The 15,078-nt window shown below is 56.9% G+C and carries 12 protein-coding genes and 1 riboswitch; of the genes, 3 read left to right on the top strand and 9 right to left on the bottom strand.

Features of this window, described 5'->3' with window-relative positions; genetic code table 11:
- Positions 1-63: 63 nt before the first annotated feature.
- Positions 64-1,167 carry an FUSC family protein gene (locus MKY64_RS29330; protein ID WP_340957397.1) on the top strand — a complete coding sequence of 368 codons (1,104 nt, stop codon included), beginning with the start codon at positions 64-66 and terminating at the stop codon, positions 1,165-1,167.
- A 406-nt stretch (positions 1,168-1,573) separates the two neighbouring features.
- On the opposite strand, the gene MKY64_RS29325 is transcribed toward MKY64_RS29330, so the two are convergent.
- The 8 genes from MKY64_RS29325 to biuH are packed head-to-tail and all read right to left on the bottom strand — an operon-like array spanning position 1,574 to position 9,992.
- Positions 1,574-3,484 (bottom strand): allophanate hydrolase, encoded by a 1,911-nt coding sequence (locus MKY64_RS29325; RefSeq protein WP_340957396.1) that lies wholly within the window; start codon positions 3,482-3,484, stop codon positions 1,574-1,576.
- 6 nt (positions 3,485-3,490) lie between these two features.
- Positions 3,491-5,128, bottom strand: coding sequence for a PucR family transcriptional regulator (locus MKY64_RS29320; RefSeq protein ID WP_340957394.1), 1,638 nt, complete (start codon positions 5,126-5,128; stop codon positions 3,491-3,493).
- A gap of 16 nt (positions 5,129-5,144) precedes the next feature.
- Positions 5,145-5,573, bottom strand: coding sequence for a cupin domain-containing protein (locus MKY64_RS29315; protein ID WP_036728136.1), 429 nt, complete (start codon positions 5,571-5,573; stop codon positions 5,145-5,147).
- A gap of 56 nt (positions 5,574-5,629) precedes the next feature.
- Positions 5,630-6,700 carry a ring-opening amidohydrolase gene (locus tag MKY64_RS29310; protein WP_340957393.1) on the bottom strand — a complete coding sequence of 357 codons (1,071 nt, stop codon included), beginning with the start codon at positions 6,698-6,700 and terminating at the stop codon, positions 5,630-5,632.
- Complete coding sequence (locus MKY64_RS29305; RefSeq protein WP_036728133.1) at positions 6,697-7,449, bottom strand: ABC transporter permease; 753 nt, start codon at positions 7,447-7,449, stop codon at positions 6,697-6,699. The genes MKY64_RS29310 and MKY64_RS29305 overlap by 4 nt, the downstream gene beginning before the upstream one ends.
- Positions 7,446-8,255 carry an ABC transporter ATP-binding protein gene (locus MKY64_RS29300; RefSeq protein ID WP_036728130.1) on the bottom strand — a complete coding sequence of 270 codons (810 nt, stop codon included), beginning with the start codon at positions 8,253-8,255 and terminating at the stop codon, positions 7,446-7,448. The genes MKY64_RS29305 and MKY64_RS29300 overlap by 4 nt, the downstream gene beginning before the upstream one ends.
- A gap of 14 nt (positions 8,256-8,269) precedes the next feature.
- Positions 8,270-9,283, bottom strand: a complete 1,014-nt coding sequence (locus MKY64_RS29295; protein ID WP_076074710.1) for an ABC transporter substrate-binding protein — start codon at positions 9,281-9,283, stop codon at positions 8,270-8,272.
- Between the two features lie 25 nt (positions 9,284-9,308).
- Complete coding sequence (biuH, locus tag MKY64_RS29290) at positions 9,309-9,992, bottom strand: biuret amidohydrolase (RefSeq protein WP_036728124.1); 684 nt, start codon at positions 9,990-9,992, stop codon at positions 9,309-9,311.
- A 504-nt stretch (positions 9,993-10,496) separates the two neighbouring features.
- A riboswitch (cyclic di-GMP riboswitch) is annotated at positions 10,497-10,589 on the top strand.
- A gap of 107 nt (positions 10,590-10,696) precedes the next feature.
- Here biuH and MKY64_RS29285 point away from each other — a divergent pair.
- Positions 10,697-12,316, top strand: a complete 1,620-nt coding sequence (locus tag MKY64_RS29285; protein ID WP_340957391.1) for a flagellar assembly protein A — start codon at positions 10,697-10,699, stop codon at positions 12,314-12,316.
- A 30-nt stretch (positions 12,317-12,346) separates the two neighbouring features.
- On the top strand, positions 12,347-13,321 hold the full coding sequence (locus MKY64_RS29280; protein ID WP_339252111.1) for an aldo/keto reductase: 975 nt from the start codon (positions 12,347-12,349) through the stop codon (positions 13,319-13,321).
- A gap of 97 nt (positions 13,322-13,418) precedes the next feature.
- Here MKY64_RS29280 and hcp read toward each other — a convergent pair whose 3' ends face one another.
- Positions 13,419-15,071: a hydroxylamine reductase gene (hcp, locus tag MKY64_RS29275; RefSeq protein ID WP_340957388.1), complete on the bottom strand. Its 1,653-nt coding sequence runs from the start codon at positions 15,069-15,071 to the stop codon at positions 13,419-13,421.
- Positions 15,072-15,078: the final 7 nt, after the last annotated feature.

Below are 15,078 nucleotides of genomic sequence, written 5' to 3'. Positions count from 1 at the left end.
CTATAATGAAAACGGATGAAAACCATAAAATTTTTCCTATTTACATGAAAGAAGATGACAAACATGAACGAGGGCTTACAGGAGCGCCTTGAAAAGTTCGGATTATCCTTATATATGATACGGATTACGCTCGCCGCTTCGCTCTCGTGGCTGGCTGTGCACATTATCTACGGGGACCATTACCTGTACTTCGCGCCGCTGGCGGCGATTCTGATTACCCAGAGCAGTGTCAAGGCCTCCCTTGAAAAAGGCGTCTACCGCATGACCGGCGTGGTCCTTGGCGGCATCGTCAGCCTGATCGTAGGCAAATTCTTCGATGTGGGTGCGCTGTCGATTCTGCTGATGCTGCTGATCGGCATTGGGGTGGCTACAGCCTGCCGGATCAATATCCAGGCCGTCTCCCAGGTCGGCGTCACCTCGGTTCTCGCACTTACCTTCTATCATGACCAATATATCGTCTGGAGAGTCGCCGAGACGCTGATCGGCGTGCTGATTGCCCTCATCATCAATATGATTATCGTGCCGCCCAAGAGCTTCGTCAAGGTCAAGGACCTGGCGCTGAAGGGCAGCCTGACCTTATCCGATGCCTTAACCGGATTCGCTGCAAGCGGCCGGGATGCCGCACAGGCCAAGGCTGCTCTTGGGAGCTCCGGCGAGCTGCTGAAGAAGAGCGACCGGCTGCAGAAGGAGATGCATTACACGCTGTCTCATTACCAGTGCCGCAAGGACATTGGCAAGCTGACACAGACGACCACCCATCTCATCAAGGTCCACTCCTATGTCAAGGCCATAAGCGAAGAGATCGCCCTGCTGCCGGCCCATTATGCCGCAGCCGACTGGATGCTGGAGGTTGTAACCGCAACGGCAGACTGTATCGCCCTGTACGGCACACGAACGCTATCGGATGCCGAATGCAGCGGACGGTCACTCCCCGAGAGTCTGAGAAGAGCCCGCGATGTGCAGCTCGCCTGGTTCTCGGAGCTGCAGGATCAATGCCCGCTCGCGGCCTTCCGTGATCTCGGTGCGGTATTCTCCCACCTGAACCGGATTCTTGAAGAAATTGAACGCGCCGATTATGCGGCCCTTTCCACCGTACCACAGCATGTCAAGGCACAGCCTGCACGCGCCATCCAATTCATACAAAAAGGACTCTTCCACAAGCTATAAGCTTGGGAGAGTCCTTTTTTGGGATTTCTGCAACTTGTTGGTGGGATGGGATGCGCGCGGGTAAAGTGGCTTGGGTGGCAGCGCGTAAAGTTATAGCAGTTGGAAAAAAGGCACTTAATACAGCCAAATCAGCCGATTTGACTGAAGCAGTTGGAAAAAGTACATCTAATCCGCCGCAATCTATGGAATGCGTTAAAACCGGACAAAATAAGTGCTGTTTATCCATCTGCTGTTCCCATAGGAGGTATTCCACCAGCAGCAAATGGAGAAAATCCAACTAATTACTACATGTATCCCGGTGACACGAGATGGGATACACAAATTCCACCTTAGTATAACGCACGCAGAGGTGAACGCCGAAAGCGGCAGTTAATCGGCATGCAGAGCTGCACGCTGAAAGCGGTATTTATTCAGCAGGCAAGTATCTCCAGCCCCCGTAGGCCGTAACGTTCTCAGCTCCGGCGGCGGCATAGCCTTCGCAGATGAAGCCCGTCACTTCGCGCCCATCCGCGAGGGCCACCCGCCCGAGACCCAGCGGAGCCGGGATAAGCGCAGCGAACGCGCCCAGCGCTTCCACCGGCATCTGCCACAGCTCCAGCTCGACAGCACTTCCCCCTGCCGCCTGTCTCAGCAGACCCGGCTTCGCCGGCACGGTAGGGAGCTTGACCAGCTCATAACAGGCAGCAGTCCGCGCCTTCTGCCAGAAGTGCGCGCCATGCTCCAGCATCTGCTTCTCCAGCGGGAAGCCGCGCATATGCAGCCCGCAGACCGCCAGTGTAACCATGCCGGACGCTGGTAGTTCGGCGCCAGTAGCAGCACCAATACCTCCAGCCTCACCAACGTCAGCCCCAGCAGTACCACCTGCACCACTAGTACCTCCGCCAGCTTCCGGCTCCAGCGATTGGTGCTCTGCCAGAAGTTGAGCCTCGGCCCCGGCAGAACTCCCCCCACTCTCACCATCATCCCCCTCCGCCAGAAACCGCGCCCCGGCTCCGGCAAGCAAATGCTCACTGTCCGCCAGAGCGAACAGCGTAATGCCGAACGGCAGGTTCCCCGCCGCTTCCCCGGCGGGAATTGCCACCGCCGACAGGTCGAGCAGGTTGCAGTGATTGGTGTAGCGGCCCATATCGGAGTTGGCCCCTACCGGGTTCGCAGCCAACTGCTCCCGGGTCCAGGTTCCGCCGCAGGTCGGCAGGACCAGCACCGCATCCCGCAGCAGCAGCTCCGCTTCCCGCTTATACTGCTGCAAGCGGTGCATGGCCCGGAACAGGCTCGAAGCAGTGTGGCGCTCCGCGGCCCCGGAGGAGAGAATCGACTCCGTTACCGGCAGCACTGCTTCACGGTGACTCTCTACGAATCCGGCCAGATCCGCCCAGCGTTCGGCTACCCAGGGGCCGTCGTACAGGATGGCTGCCGCTTCGGAGAACAGCGTACAGTCCACCCGTTCAACCGGCAGCCCCAGCTCCTGAACCGCCGCTTCGGCCCGTTCCCAGGCCCGGCGGTATTCGTCCGCATGGGGCCCGTAGAAGTCCAGCGGCGCTTCCGGCAGTAGCAGCTTCCCGGGCAGAGTGGCAGCCTCCCGCTTCACGGAACGTGACCACGGATCGGCTGCCTGGAAGCCGCGTGCTGCGCGGTCCACCGTGAGCGCATCCTCCAGATTGTGCGCGAATACGGTGACACAATCCAGGCTGGCACACGCCGGCACTACGCCGCGCACCGGCCAGGCGCCCAGGCTGGGCTTGTAGCCGACCAGCCCGTTCAGTGCGGCCGGCACACGGCCCGAGCCGGCGGTATCAGTGCCCAGGCTGAATACCGCCTGGCCCCGGGCTACAGCAACCGCCGAACCGGCGCTGGAGCCGCCGCTGATGTATTCGGGACGCAGGGCATTATGCGTCTCGCCGTAAGGGCTGCGCACACCGACGAGTCCGGTGGCGAACTGGTCCAGATTGCTTTTGCCGACAGGGATCGCCCCCGCAGCCACCAATCTCGCCACGACCGCTGCGTCGGCTTCCGGCTGATAAGCGAATTCAGGACATGCCGCCGTCGTGGGCAGCCCCTTCACATCGATGTTATCCTTCACCGCGAATGGAATGCCCCACAAGGGATGCTCCTGCGGATTCAGCTCTTTGAGCGCTGCCAGGTAGGGAGCGATCTGCGCCACGGAGGGCGCTTCAATCCAGATGTTCATGTCCTTATCCCGCGCAGCGCGGCGGATGATCTCCCGGATGACCTCCTCCGGGTCCAGCGTGCCGCTCAAATACTGTTCCCGCAGCCAGCCGGCTGTCAGCTTCGCGGGCCATTCTGTTATTGCTGTCATCAGGCTTCATCTCCTTCTCTGCGTATCGGTGCCGGACCTGCGGCCCTTGCCCATCTCATGCAGCTTCAGCGCAAGCTGCAGCTCCAGCATATCGTCACCGTCATCCTGGCTTAATCCCAGCAGCTCACAGGCCCGGTCGATCCGGTAGGTGACCGTATTATAATGAGTGAACAGCTCGCCGGAGGTCCGCTTGACGTTGCGGTTGCACTTGAAATACAGCTGGAGCGTCTGGAGCAGCGAAGCATTATGCTTGCGGTCGTACTCCAGCAGCGGAGTAATATACTGATCCCTGTACTCGGTAATCTCCTCCAGCTCGGGCAGATGGTACAGCAGCCGGAAGACACCCAGCTTCCGGTAATCGACATAAGACCCGCTGTAGCCGCTGATTTGGCGGATGCGGGCGATTTTGCGGGAGGATTCATAGCTGAACCGCACCTGATCAGGGCCGTCCGCAAGATCGCCAATACAGAAGGCGCAGCTTCCGCTGACAACTATCCGGTTCATCTCGGCCAGCAGACGACCCAGTGTCTCCTCCAGCGGAAGCTCCGGCTGCTCCGGCACGGTCAGCACCAGCTCCCCTTCAAGGATGGTGAGCTTCACATGCTGAAGGTCTGCCCGGGCACGCACCCGCTTCACTACCTGCTGCAGCTGCTTAAGCTCCGGCTTATCCTCCAGCCATCCGATGGTTACAGCACGCAGCGGACGCTCCGGTAGCGGACAGCCGCAGGCTGCGCCACGCAGCTTCAGATCCTCGGCAGCGGCAATCCGGCCGCTGATCCAGTCCTGCAGGAACTGGTCCACATACTTCAGCTCCACCTCGCGGCGGGCCCCGGCATTGATCATCTCCAGTCCGACCAGCACACCGACCCGGTCAATCGTTAACTGATCCACTACCGATAGCTCGCTGTTCCACTCCATCAGCACCAGCAGACACTGGTCTGCTCCCTTGTCATTGACAGCCGAGACATAAGCTCGGATACGCCGTTCTCCAACTGTGAGGAATGTAATGCCGAGACTGCCTTCCTGGCGAAGCTGTATCCAGGCCGGAAGCTGCTCCTCCAGCTGTAGCGCATCCGCCTGCGGAGAACAGAAGACCTGATCGGTATCATCCAGCAGGACGACCGGATTATGCAGCATCCCGTCCAGAGTCAGCAGGAAATCCTCAATCCCGTCGCCATGGAGAAGCTGCTTCGACAGCTTCTGGAACCGGCTCTGCAGCTGCGAGAGCTCCCGCGCCTCCTGCACCAGCACCCGCTCCATAATGTCGCGGACCACATCGGAGAAGGAGGTGGAGGCGGGCAGCTCGAAGATCGGGAAGCCCAGCTGATCCGCGAGTTCCAACGCCCTCGGCGGAATCTCATCGATATAACGTTTGGTTTTGATCCCGAGCGCGGACACTCCCTTCTGGTTCAGCTGGGGAATAATCTCGGCGATCAGCTCCGGCCGGTTATGAAAGGGGAAGCCGCTTGTAATCAGGAACTCTCCCGGACGGACCCAGTCAATGACATCGGGAACCTCCATTACATTGACCCGGTTAATATAACGTCCAAGGCCCCCGGCCCCAGCCAGCAGGGCCGCTTCCTTCAGGTCGGGAATCAGCAGGATATCGCTGCAGGTCAAACCGGTAATTACATTGCTGCCCATGGCTCCGCCGCCTTTACTATAGCTTGGAAGAATAGATATCCTCGATTAGTGTAGTGCCGAAGAAGCTGTTGGACGGCACCTCCGCCTCCGCCGGTACAAAAATACTGATCTGCTCCGAAGGAGAATCCCCTGTATTCCTGACAGAATGGACTACGCCCGCAGGCACATGGAACGTATCTCCGGCCCGGTAGCTGTACCACTCCCCGTCACATAGCAGCTTGACCTCTCCTACGGTAATATGAATGATTTCGACTACATCATGATAATGCGGCAAGACTTGGCCGCCGATCCCCAGCTTCTCCCACAGAATCGAGCTCATGCGGATGCCCAGGCGGTCCGCCTCCGTTGCCGAGACAATCTCCCGGTGATACAGCTCTATGTGATTCGGCATAAGCTCCCATGTCATATCTGCTGCTGCCAGCACTTTCGTTTCCTGTGTATGCATATTCGATTCCCCCATGATGGATAGTGATAATACATTGCTCCTGTCAAAAAGCTCTGCTACCTGCGGCGGAACACAGCCGCCACCGGTCCTCCGCCCTTCGGCCCCTGATGCTCGCCTCCGCCTGAGACGTAGATCATCGGGTCGCCGCCGACATAGGCCAGCACACCGCCGACTACAGCCCGCGCATGGCGGGTATGATTGATATCCGAGTCATCCAGCATGATATGGCGGCGTCCGCGGATGATGCCATCGGGATCGGCTTCCGCCTTGGCCAGCACCTGCACCAGCTCTTCACCGGGATAACGGTCCAGCAGGCCCTGAAGCGCAGCGCCATCCACAGCATCCTGCATCACGGCATGGTCGATGTGGTACGGGCCGTCCGCAGACAGTGAGTTCCCGAACACAATCACTTCGCAGCAGGACAGCTCACTGCCCGCCGAAGTGGAGGCTACCGCGCTGAATTGAGTCCAGTCCGTGCAGATCTCTTCTTCCTGCAAGGCCGCACGATCCACCTCACCCAGCGCTACCCCGGCACCCAGTGCAGAAGCTCCTCTGGAATAGCCCATCGATTTATAAGTATCCTCTGTGACGAGCGAACCCTCACGGCTGTGTGCCTCATAGATCTGCTCAGCGGTAAGCAGCGGACATTTGATCTGTACAAAATGTACATCCTCCGGTGAGGTGATGCCCGCATCCATGACCGCACGGGCCACGGCATCCGCCACGGCGTCCACCTGAGGGAGCCGTCCCAGTTCCTCCGGCCGGAAGCTCCGGGTTCTGGCGACTCCAATGGCGAGTGACTTCAGGCCATCAGTGACCACACCCGGCTCCTTCTGCCCGCTGCGGCTGATAACCGTGAAGTGCGGGCTGAGCACCCCTTCCGTACCGCCGGACATCACATAAGAGATGTCGGCAGCTCCTCCTTTTGCCGCTTCAGCAAAGAATCCTTTCAAGGCCATCACAGCATAACCCCGTGTAAAATCATTCACACAGCCGTTTCCCTCCGTCTTCCCCAGCACTGCGACCACTTCCTCCGGCCGGAACAGGCCTGCTTCCACCGCTGCGCTTAATCCCGACATATCATGCGGCGCGCCTGCCGGGATTCGAATGACCGAGCAGTTCATCATAGATCATCGCTCCTTGTCCAGAAAATAACCCGTTTCTCCAGCAGCCCGATACACCAGAACAGCAGCAGGCCGCACAGCGCCGAAGCAATAATGGCCGAGAACATCACCGGCGTATCCATATGATAGGAAGAGACAAGCACTACATAACCGAGTCCCTTATTGGCTCCGACAAATTCGCCGACTATGGCACCGACTATCGCGAGCGAGGTGGAGATTTTGAGGGCAGAGAAGATATAAGGCAGACTCGTCGGCAGGCGCAGCTTCCAAAAGATTTCGCTTTTCGTCCCTTTGTAGGTGGAGAACAGCTCCCAGGCTTCGTATTCAATGGCCTTAAGCCCCTTGACACTGTTCACCAGAATCGGGAAAAAACAGATCAGCATCGAAGCGATTACCTTCGAGGTATACCCGGTCCCCAGCCAGACGACCAGCAGCGGGGCCAGCGCCACCAGCGGCGTAGTCTTAAGGGCGATGGCCAGCGGGAACATCCCTTTCTCAATCGGCTTGGAATGAACAAAAATCACTGCGGTAGCCAGGCCGAGGATATTGGCGAGAATGAACCCGGTCAGCGCTTCGCCCAGCGTAACCAGCGTATGCGACCACAGCGAGCCATTGATAGCCGAGACTACCTGCGTAGGCGCAGGTAGAAGATACATCGGAACCGACAGGAGACGTACAGCCAACTCCCACAGCAGCAGGAAGCCGAGCGCAAACGTGACCGGGTACAGGGTGTCTTTGATTTTGACCGTCATAGATGCTTCACCCGCTTTCTCAGTTCCTTGACAATCCGGTGGAATTCCGGCAGCTCCTCCATGCCCGCCTCACGCGGGGAGGGAAGCGTCACCGGAATGATATCCGTCACACCGGCAGGCCGGGGAGACATCATCACGACCCGGTCCGACAGCAGCGCGGATTCATGGATCGAATGGGTGACCATCACAATGCTGCTTAGACTGGTCTCCGGGCTCTCCCATAGCCGCAGCAGCTCGAAATTCAGCTTCTCACGCGTCAGCTCATCCAGTGCGCCGAACGGCTCATCCATCAGCAGCACCGTCGGATCAGCCGCCAGAGCTCGGGCAATCGCTGCCCGCTGCTGCATCCCGCCGCTGAGCTGATGCGGGAAGTGGTTCAGATAATCCTGGAGGCCGACCAGGCTCAGGGCACTTTCTGCTTTTTCACGTGCCTCGGCTTTGCTGAACTTCTTCTTCTCGCCCAGCTCCAGCGGCAGCATGACATTCTGCAGCGCGCTGAGCCACGGCATCAGGACCGGCTTCTGGAAGACCATGCCCAGGGACAGATCAGGTGAAGCATACGCCACCTCTCCACCGGCCTCCGGGCTTAACAGCCGCAGCATCAACCGGAGTGTTGTGGATTTCCCGCAGCCGCTTGGTCCAAGAATCGAAATGAACTCATTGCGGTATACATCAAGGCTGACCTGATCCAGCACAGGCACGTTGCCGAAAGAAAGAGAGCAATTGCGCAGGGAGAGCATGGTTTCCCGGGTACCGGGATGCCGCGCGGCGGCAGCATCCAGCTGTTCTTTGATCGCTGTTGTCATTATCGGGTCCCTCCTTATTTCAAAAACTCGTTGGTGAACAATCCGCTTATGTCCTGTTCCTTTTTCACAAATCCCAGCTCGACCAGATTCTTCTGCAATGTCTCCCAAGATGCCTCGTCCATTGAGCCCAGCGGGAGCTTCTCCGGATCCAGCAGCGGAATGCTGGCCTTCATCATATTGACCTCATGCTTCAGATCCAGCTTCTCGCCATACTTCAGACCGAATTCCGCCGCTTCCTCCGGATGCTTTACTGCATAATCCCAGCCCTGCATAGACGCCTGCACGAAGCTTGCGACCATCTCCGGGTCCTTCTTGATGATAGACTCCGTAGTGAACAAGGTATCAGCATAGAAATTGATGCCATAGTCGTTCGGGTCGATAATATTCACTTCCTTGCCCTGCTCCTCTACAGCCAGCACTTCATTAATGACATATCCGGGCCAGGCCTTGACCTGACCGGTTAACAGCGGACTCAGATCATATTTGACCGGCATCTCTTCGATTTGCGAAGGGTCGATACCCGCGCTTTTCTCCATGGCCCGGAAGGTCAGCTCTTCGTTGCCGCCCAGCTTAATGCCCACCTTTTGCCCGACCAGATCCTCCATCGTCTTGATCCCTGACTCTTTGAGCGTGAACATGACGAACGGGGTTTTGCGGTAGATCGCGGACAACGCTTTGACCGGGACGCCTTTCTCTCTGGCGATGACGATCTGGTCGGCACCGGTAACTCCGAACTCCTCACTGCCGGAAGCTACCATCTGCACAGCCGGGAAATCCGAGCCCCCCGGGCGGATCTCAACATCCAGCCCCGCTTCTTTATAGAAGCCTTTTTCCACTGCGGTATAAAAGCCGGCAAACTGCGCCTGGTGAATCCACTTCAGCCGGAGCACCACCTTTTTCAGCTCGCCCGAGCCTTCCGCTCCCTGGCCTTCAGCCTTCCCGGCTTCCGTATTGTTACCGCAGGCGGTCAGGAGCAGCATTAGCGAGGTTAACAGCATCAGCGCTTTTGTTCTGGACTTGTTCCACATGGTTATTCCCCCGTTTATGAATGATTTAGTATTGCTCCAGCGCCTTCAGCACCGCTTGTGAATCACTTACACTGCCGAACACTCCGCCCTGCATTTGAACCATACTCAGCGCCGCCAGGTGATTCGCTTCATCCGTCGCTCCTGTACAATCTGCAAGGATCAGACACTCGTACCCGCGGTCATTGGCTTCCCGCATCGTGGTGTGTACACAGACATCGGTAGTAATACCGGTCAGAATCAGATGGGTAATTCCTTTATTCTTCAGGATCAGGTCCAGGTCTGTTGCGTAAAAGCTCCCTTTGCCCGGCTTGTCTATAATGTACTCTCCGTGGGCAGGCGCCAGCTCATCAATGATCTGCCAGCCGCGCTCCCCCCGCACGAGGATTCGTCCCGCCGGTCCTTCGGAGCCGATCTCGGCCCCGATCTGGCGGCTGCGCCACCGCTTGTTCGCCGGCAGATCCGACAGATCCGGCTTATGCCCCTCGCGGGTATGGATCACGGTGAAGCCTTCGATGTCCCGGATACGGGCCAGCAGCCGCTGTATGGGCTGGATCGCCCTCGCTGTTAATGAGAGGTCATAACCCATTCTCTCGACGTAACCGCCCTTGCCGCAAAAATCCGTCTGCATGTCGATAATCATCAGCGCTGTCTTCGCCGGGTCCACAGCCCCGTCATAAGGCCAGATGTAAGGTGTTGCTGCAATCTGCATGGTTTATGCTCCCCTCCTGATGTCGCTATCTCTATTAATGTCATATTAGTTAACATTAATCCGTGTTTCCTTGGTATGAGTTAGATTATATTACAATGAATTTGCGATGTCTTCGGTTTTATTACGAAATAATACACTGAATGTTTGTGTTTATTCACATAGTTAACACATACATAACATTAACACCAGCAAAACCGCTTATCAAAAAAGAACACTCCGAGTCTTACCAAGCCCAGGGTGTCCCAACAGTTGAATGCTCATACTTTCCTCCCCCTGCCTCTTCCATAAGCTGTAAGCTCTGGGAAACCAGTTTTTTTGTCGAAATAGAGCTGCATATTTCGAGTTTTTTGATAAATAGGCATAATATAGTTGAAAAATAGCTCTTTAAGTACTAGAATTAAGCTTGTTTGCAGAAGTTAATGACGCGTAAGAACTATTTATGACTCTTTTTGTCGATTACAGTCGACCATAACTCCCACCTCTACAGGATGTATATCATTGATCTATTTCTAAAGGCAAACTCCCCGAAAGGGCAGGACGCAAAGCCATGGGCCTAAGAACGCCGGAATCTGCGTTTACGGTTGCCAGGCTGCCAATAGAGACCACTTAAGCCAGCTATTCAGGAGGGAAAGCCTCCCAGGCTTGATGATGTTCTTTTTCTGTACGAATTGCCATTGATCATACGAAAAAGTGAGGTTACAACCATGCCGCAGCAGGATATCGAACCAAGCCGATATGAATTCGTAGAGTCCCTGATGCTCGAACGTAAAGGTCTCCTGGATTCATTCTCTGTGGAGGGCCGAGCTTCTGACGGGACAACTGGAGATAAGAATGGAATTATCCTCGTGCAGGACAACCAGATATTCATTACTCCCCCGCTCCCCGGAGGTGCTCCCGCCCGCATTTCTGCGGTCCACCCTGTTGTCCTGAAGATCAACTGGAAGACCGTTACAGAGCCAACCGAGGTGACCAGAGCGGATTATATCACTTGGGAGATCTGTGAGAAGCCGCAATATGAAATTACCGTATCGCCTGACAAGCTCAAGGTCCACTTCACTTTATACCGTGCAGAGAAGTACGCCTGGAATCTGGTCAACTGCCCCGCCGCCTTCGAAGCGGTCGTCCGTGCCCAGCCCAATCCGGCGATGCTGCTGTCCACGCTCACCATAGAACAGATTATCGCCTCACTGGACAACCGTTTTATTCTGCGCAACCTGAACATTCCCGCCCTGTACGCGGAGCTTACGAACCCTACATATCTCCCCGTATGCATCGCTGAAGGCAGAGCCCCGCTGCCCGGCAAGGAAGCCCGGCTGGAATTCCTGCTGCCTGAGCATACACTGGAGGGGAACCGGATGCTTCAGGGACAGGGAGCCCGGGGTCAGAAGCCTGCAGAACCCTTGGAGTATCTCCGTTTCCCGGGAGCCCCCTTTGCCTTTGCAGGCGAAGTCTTCGCCCGCAAGCTGCCGCCGGAAGAAGGCATTCCCGGCCTCGACACAGACGGAAGGGTCCTGCCCCCTCCCCCGCCGCAGGATATCTACTTTGCTGCCGGTAATCATGCCAAGCTCCTTCCCTGTGGTAATATCGTAGCCCGGCACACCGGCAGGCCCCGTATCTGCGGGGGAAGCGGCAGCGTCCGGATATGTGACTTCCCTCCGGTCAGTCTTCTGGCCAGAGAGATGACAGATCCTGCGGGCGATGTTATGTTCGCAGGTGACATCATTGTACCGGGAGATCTGGAAGGACCTGTACGAATTGAAGCCCTCGGGAATGTGTACGTCTATGGCGATATCCGCCAATCTACAATTATAGCCACCGGCAGTATTTACGTTAGCGGCCAGGTCACCGGCAGCGGCCTGTACGCCGGGCACGCCGGGGTAATGCAGCATCGTCTGCACAGCCTCGCAAGCCTGCTGCGGACAGAGACGGACGGACTGCTTGAGGCGGCGCGCCAGCTGGCCAAGAATGTGGAATCCCGCCAGCAATCCGTGAATTACGGCCTGGTAGTCATGCTGCTGCTGGAGGATAAATACAGCCACTTGGGCAGCCTGATCCGTGATCTTCAGGCTGCGCTAAGCCGTATGAACGGGGCGTTCGGCTCCGGCACGGACCAGCTCTGGCAGATGCTTGAGGTATTCGCCCATCCGGGACAATTCACCGGGTACATCACGGACAGTGTCCTAAGCCACTTCTCCAGGCTGCTGCTTAAGCTGGGTGAGGAGATTGAGCTGCTCCAGGAGGAGCATGCGGTGATTAATCTCGCCCGGTCACAGGACAGCCGCCTGGAGTCCGGCGGCAAGCTGCTTGTGCGTGATTCCTGCTAAGACTACTACTATATAAGGAGAAGTGAGAGCGTGCGATATAACCGTCTGGGCAATAGCGGCCTGCAGGTGTCCGCCCTGGGTCTTGGAACCAATTCCTTCGGCAAACGGGCAGATCAGGAGACCTCGGTCCGCATTCTGCACACCGCTATGGATCAGGGCATCAATTTCATCGATACCGCCAATATCTATGCCGGCTCTGAATCGGAGCGGATCATCGGCCTTGCGCTTGAAGGCAAACGCCATAACGCAGTGCTGGCGACCAAAGCCGGATTGCCGAAGCATGAGGGACCCGGCGGCAGCGGCTCTTCGCGCCATCATCTGATGCAGGAGCTGGAGGGCAGCCTGCGCCGGCTGAAGACCGACTATGTGGATCTGTATCAGATTCACACCTTCGACCCCTACACACCGCTGGAGGAAACGCTGCGCACGCTGGATGATCTGATCTCCGCAGGCAAGGTGCGCTATATCGGAGCCTCCAATTATGCCGCCTGGGAGCTGATGAAGGCGCTTGGAATCAGCGAAGCCCGGCACTTCGCGAAATACATCTCTATCCAGTGCAGCTATTCGCTGGCTGACCGCACGCCCGAAGCGGAGCTGCTTCCGCTCTGCCTGGATCAGGGTCTGGGCATCATCCCATACTTCCCTCTGGCGGGCGGCATTCTTACCGGCAAATATACTGGCAGCAGCAAAGCCCCTGCCGGCTCCAGAGCAGAGACCGATCCGAACTTCCGCCGCTTCCTTACCCCGGAGCGCATCTCGCTCGGGGAGCAGGTTCAGGCCATTGCGGAGCGACTGGGCACCTCACCTGCAGCTCTATCCCTGGCCTGGCTGATGAACCGGCCCGCCGTCTCCACGGTGATCGTCGGTGCAACTACTGTAGAGCAGGTACAACATAATCTGCTGAGTCTCTCCGCTTCACCGGATGCGGAAATACTTGAGCAGCTTGACCAGGCCAGCGCCGCCTTCCGCACCGGCGAGCCGTTTGCAGTCTACCGGCTGCCGTAAGCGCTGACGGTGACGTTCATATCCATACACAAAAGCGAGCCCCCGTATACGGAGACTCGCTTTTGTGTATTTTGGCTAATGCTGAAGCTGTATTGCATTATACCGCAGCAATGAACCGCTCCATGTCTTCCTGTACCGTAGTAATACCGCCGATGCCGAAGGTATCTACCAGAACCTTAGCTACATTAGGCGACAGGAAGGCCGGAAGTGTAGGACCCAGATGAATGTTCTTCACGCCCAGATGCAGCAGCGCCAGCAGTACAATCACCGCTTTTTGCTCATACCAGGCAATGTTATAAGAGATCGGAAGATCGTTGATATCTGCAAGACCGAACACTTCCTTCAGCTTAAGCGCTATGACCACAAGGGAATAGGAGTCATTGCACTGGCCGGCATCAAGTACACGGGGAATTCCGCCGATATCGCCAAGCGCCAGCTTGTTATATTTGTATTTGGCACAGCCGGCGGTCAGGATCACCGTATCACTCGGCAGCTCTGCTGCGAAGTCGGTGTAATAATTCCGGCTCTTCATCCGTCCGTCGCACCCAGCCATGACGAAGAATTGCTTGATGGCGCCGCTCTCTACTGCTCCAACCACCTGATCCGCGACATTCATTACAGCCGCATGCGCGAAGCCGCCGATAATCTCGCCTGTCTCAATCTCCACCGGAGCGCTGCAGCTCTTGGCCTGCTCAATCAGCGCCGAGAAATCCTTCTCTCCATCCGCGCCTGCCGCGATATGCTGAATTCCCGGATACCCGGTGTTGCCTGTCGTGTACAGCCGGTCTTTGTAGCTGTCCTTCGGCGGCACAATACAGTTCGTAGTCATCAGAATCGGACCATTGAAGCTGGCAAATTCCTCATTCTGCTTCCACCATGCATTGCCGTAGTTGCCTACTAAGTGGCTATACTTCTTGAAGGCCGGATAGTAGTGGGCCGGCAGCATCTCACTGTGCGTATACACATCCACTCCGGTACCCTCGGTCTGCTTCAGCAGCGCCTCCATATCCTTGAGGTCATGACCGCTGATCAGAATACCAGGGTTCGTACCTACTCCAATATTGACTGTGGTGATCTCCGGATTGCCGTAGGCTGCGGTGTTCGCACGGTCAAGCAGCGCCATCACATCCACGCCGAACTTGCCGCATTCCAGCACCAGCGCTGTCAACTCACCGCCGCTCAGATTGTCATCTAGCGCAGCTGCCAAGCCTTTTTCCATAAAAGCATGTGCTCCTGCTTCATAGAAGCCCAGTACCGCAGCATGCTCCATGTAAGCAGCCATTCCCTTCAGGCCATAGGTCAGCAGCTCGCGCAAAGAGCGGATATCCTCATGTTCTGTAGCTAGCACACCTACCGTTGCCGCCTTGTCCATCAGCTCTTCATCGGTCACTGCATTCCAGTTCGCCGCGTCATGCTCCGACAAATAGGCCATCACTCCGGCATCAGCCACTCTGCTGTGCCACAGATCCCGCAGGGCCAGTCCTTCCCGGATCTTCGCAGTGAAGTATTCCGGCACAAAGTTAGCATTGGTAATGGTAGCGAACAAGCTCTCTATCATAAATTTCTCCGTCACCGGATCAGTAATCCCCAGCTCACGCCCGCTGCGCGCGAAGATGGCAATGCCCTTGAGTGTATACACCAACAGATCCTGCAGATTCGCTACCTCACTGGTCTTGCCGCACACCCCCTGAATCGTACAACCCGTCCCCTTAGCTGCCTCCTGACACTGGAAACAAAACATTTCGCTCATTACCTGA

Source organism: Paenibacillus sp. FSL R7-0210 (assembly GCF_038009085.1).
Lineage (GTDB): Bacteria > Bacillota > Bacilli > Paenibacillales > Paenibacillaceae > Paenibacillus_AQ > Paenibacillus_AQ silagei.
Note: the sequence above shows the minus strand (reverse complement) of the source record. Positions and strands in the feature narration are given on the sequence as shown.

Coding starts and splice junctions, on each gene's coding strand:
- MKY64_RS29330 (WP_340957397.1), top strand. CDS start 64: ATGAACGAGGGCTTACAGGAGCGCCTTGAAAAGTTCGGATTATCCTTA.
- MKY64_RS29325 (WP_340957396.1), bottom strand. CDS start 3,484: ATGACAGCAATAACAGAATGGCCCGCGAAGCTGACAGCCGGCTGGCTG.
- MKY64_RS29320 (WP_340957394.1), bottom strand. CDS start 5,128: ATGGGCAGCAATGTAATTACCGGTTTGACCTGCAGCGATATCCTGCTG.
- MKY64_RS29315 (WP_036728136.1), bottom strand. CDS start 5,573: ATGCATACACAGGAAACGAAAGTGCTGGCAGCAGCAGATATGACATGG.
- MKY64_RS29310 (WP_340957393.1), bottom strand. CDS start 6,700: ATGATGAACTGCTCGGTCATTCGAATCCCGGCAGGCGCGCCGCATGAT.
- MKY64_RS29305 (WP_036728133.1), bottom strand. CDS start 7,449: ATGACGGTCAAAATCAAAGACACCCTGTACCCGGTCACGTTTGCGCTC.
- MKY64_RS29300 (WP_036728130.1), bottom strand. CDS start 8,255: ATGACAACAGCGATCAAAGAACAGCTGGATGCTGCCGCCGCGCGGCAT.
- MKY64_RS29295 (WP_076074710.1), bottom strand. CDS start 9,283: ATGTGGAACAAGTCCAGAACAAAAGCGCTGATGCTGTTAACCTCGCTA.
- biuH (WP_036728124.1), bottom strand. CDS start 9,992: ATGCAGATTGCAGCAACACCTTACATCTGGCCTTATGACGGGGCTGTG.
- MKY64_RS29285 (WP_340957391.1), top strand. CDS start 10,697: ATGCCGCAGCAGGATATCGAACCAAGCCGATATGAATTCGTAGAGTCC.
- hcp (WP_340957388.1), bottom strand. CDS start 15,071: ATGAGCGAAATGTTTTGTTTCCAGTGTCAGGAGGCAGCTAAGGGGACG.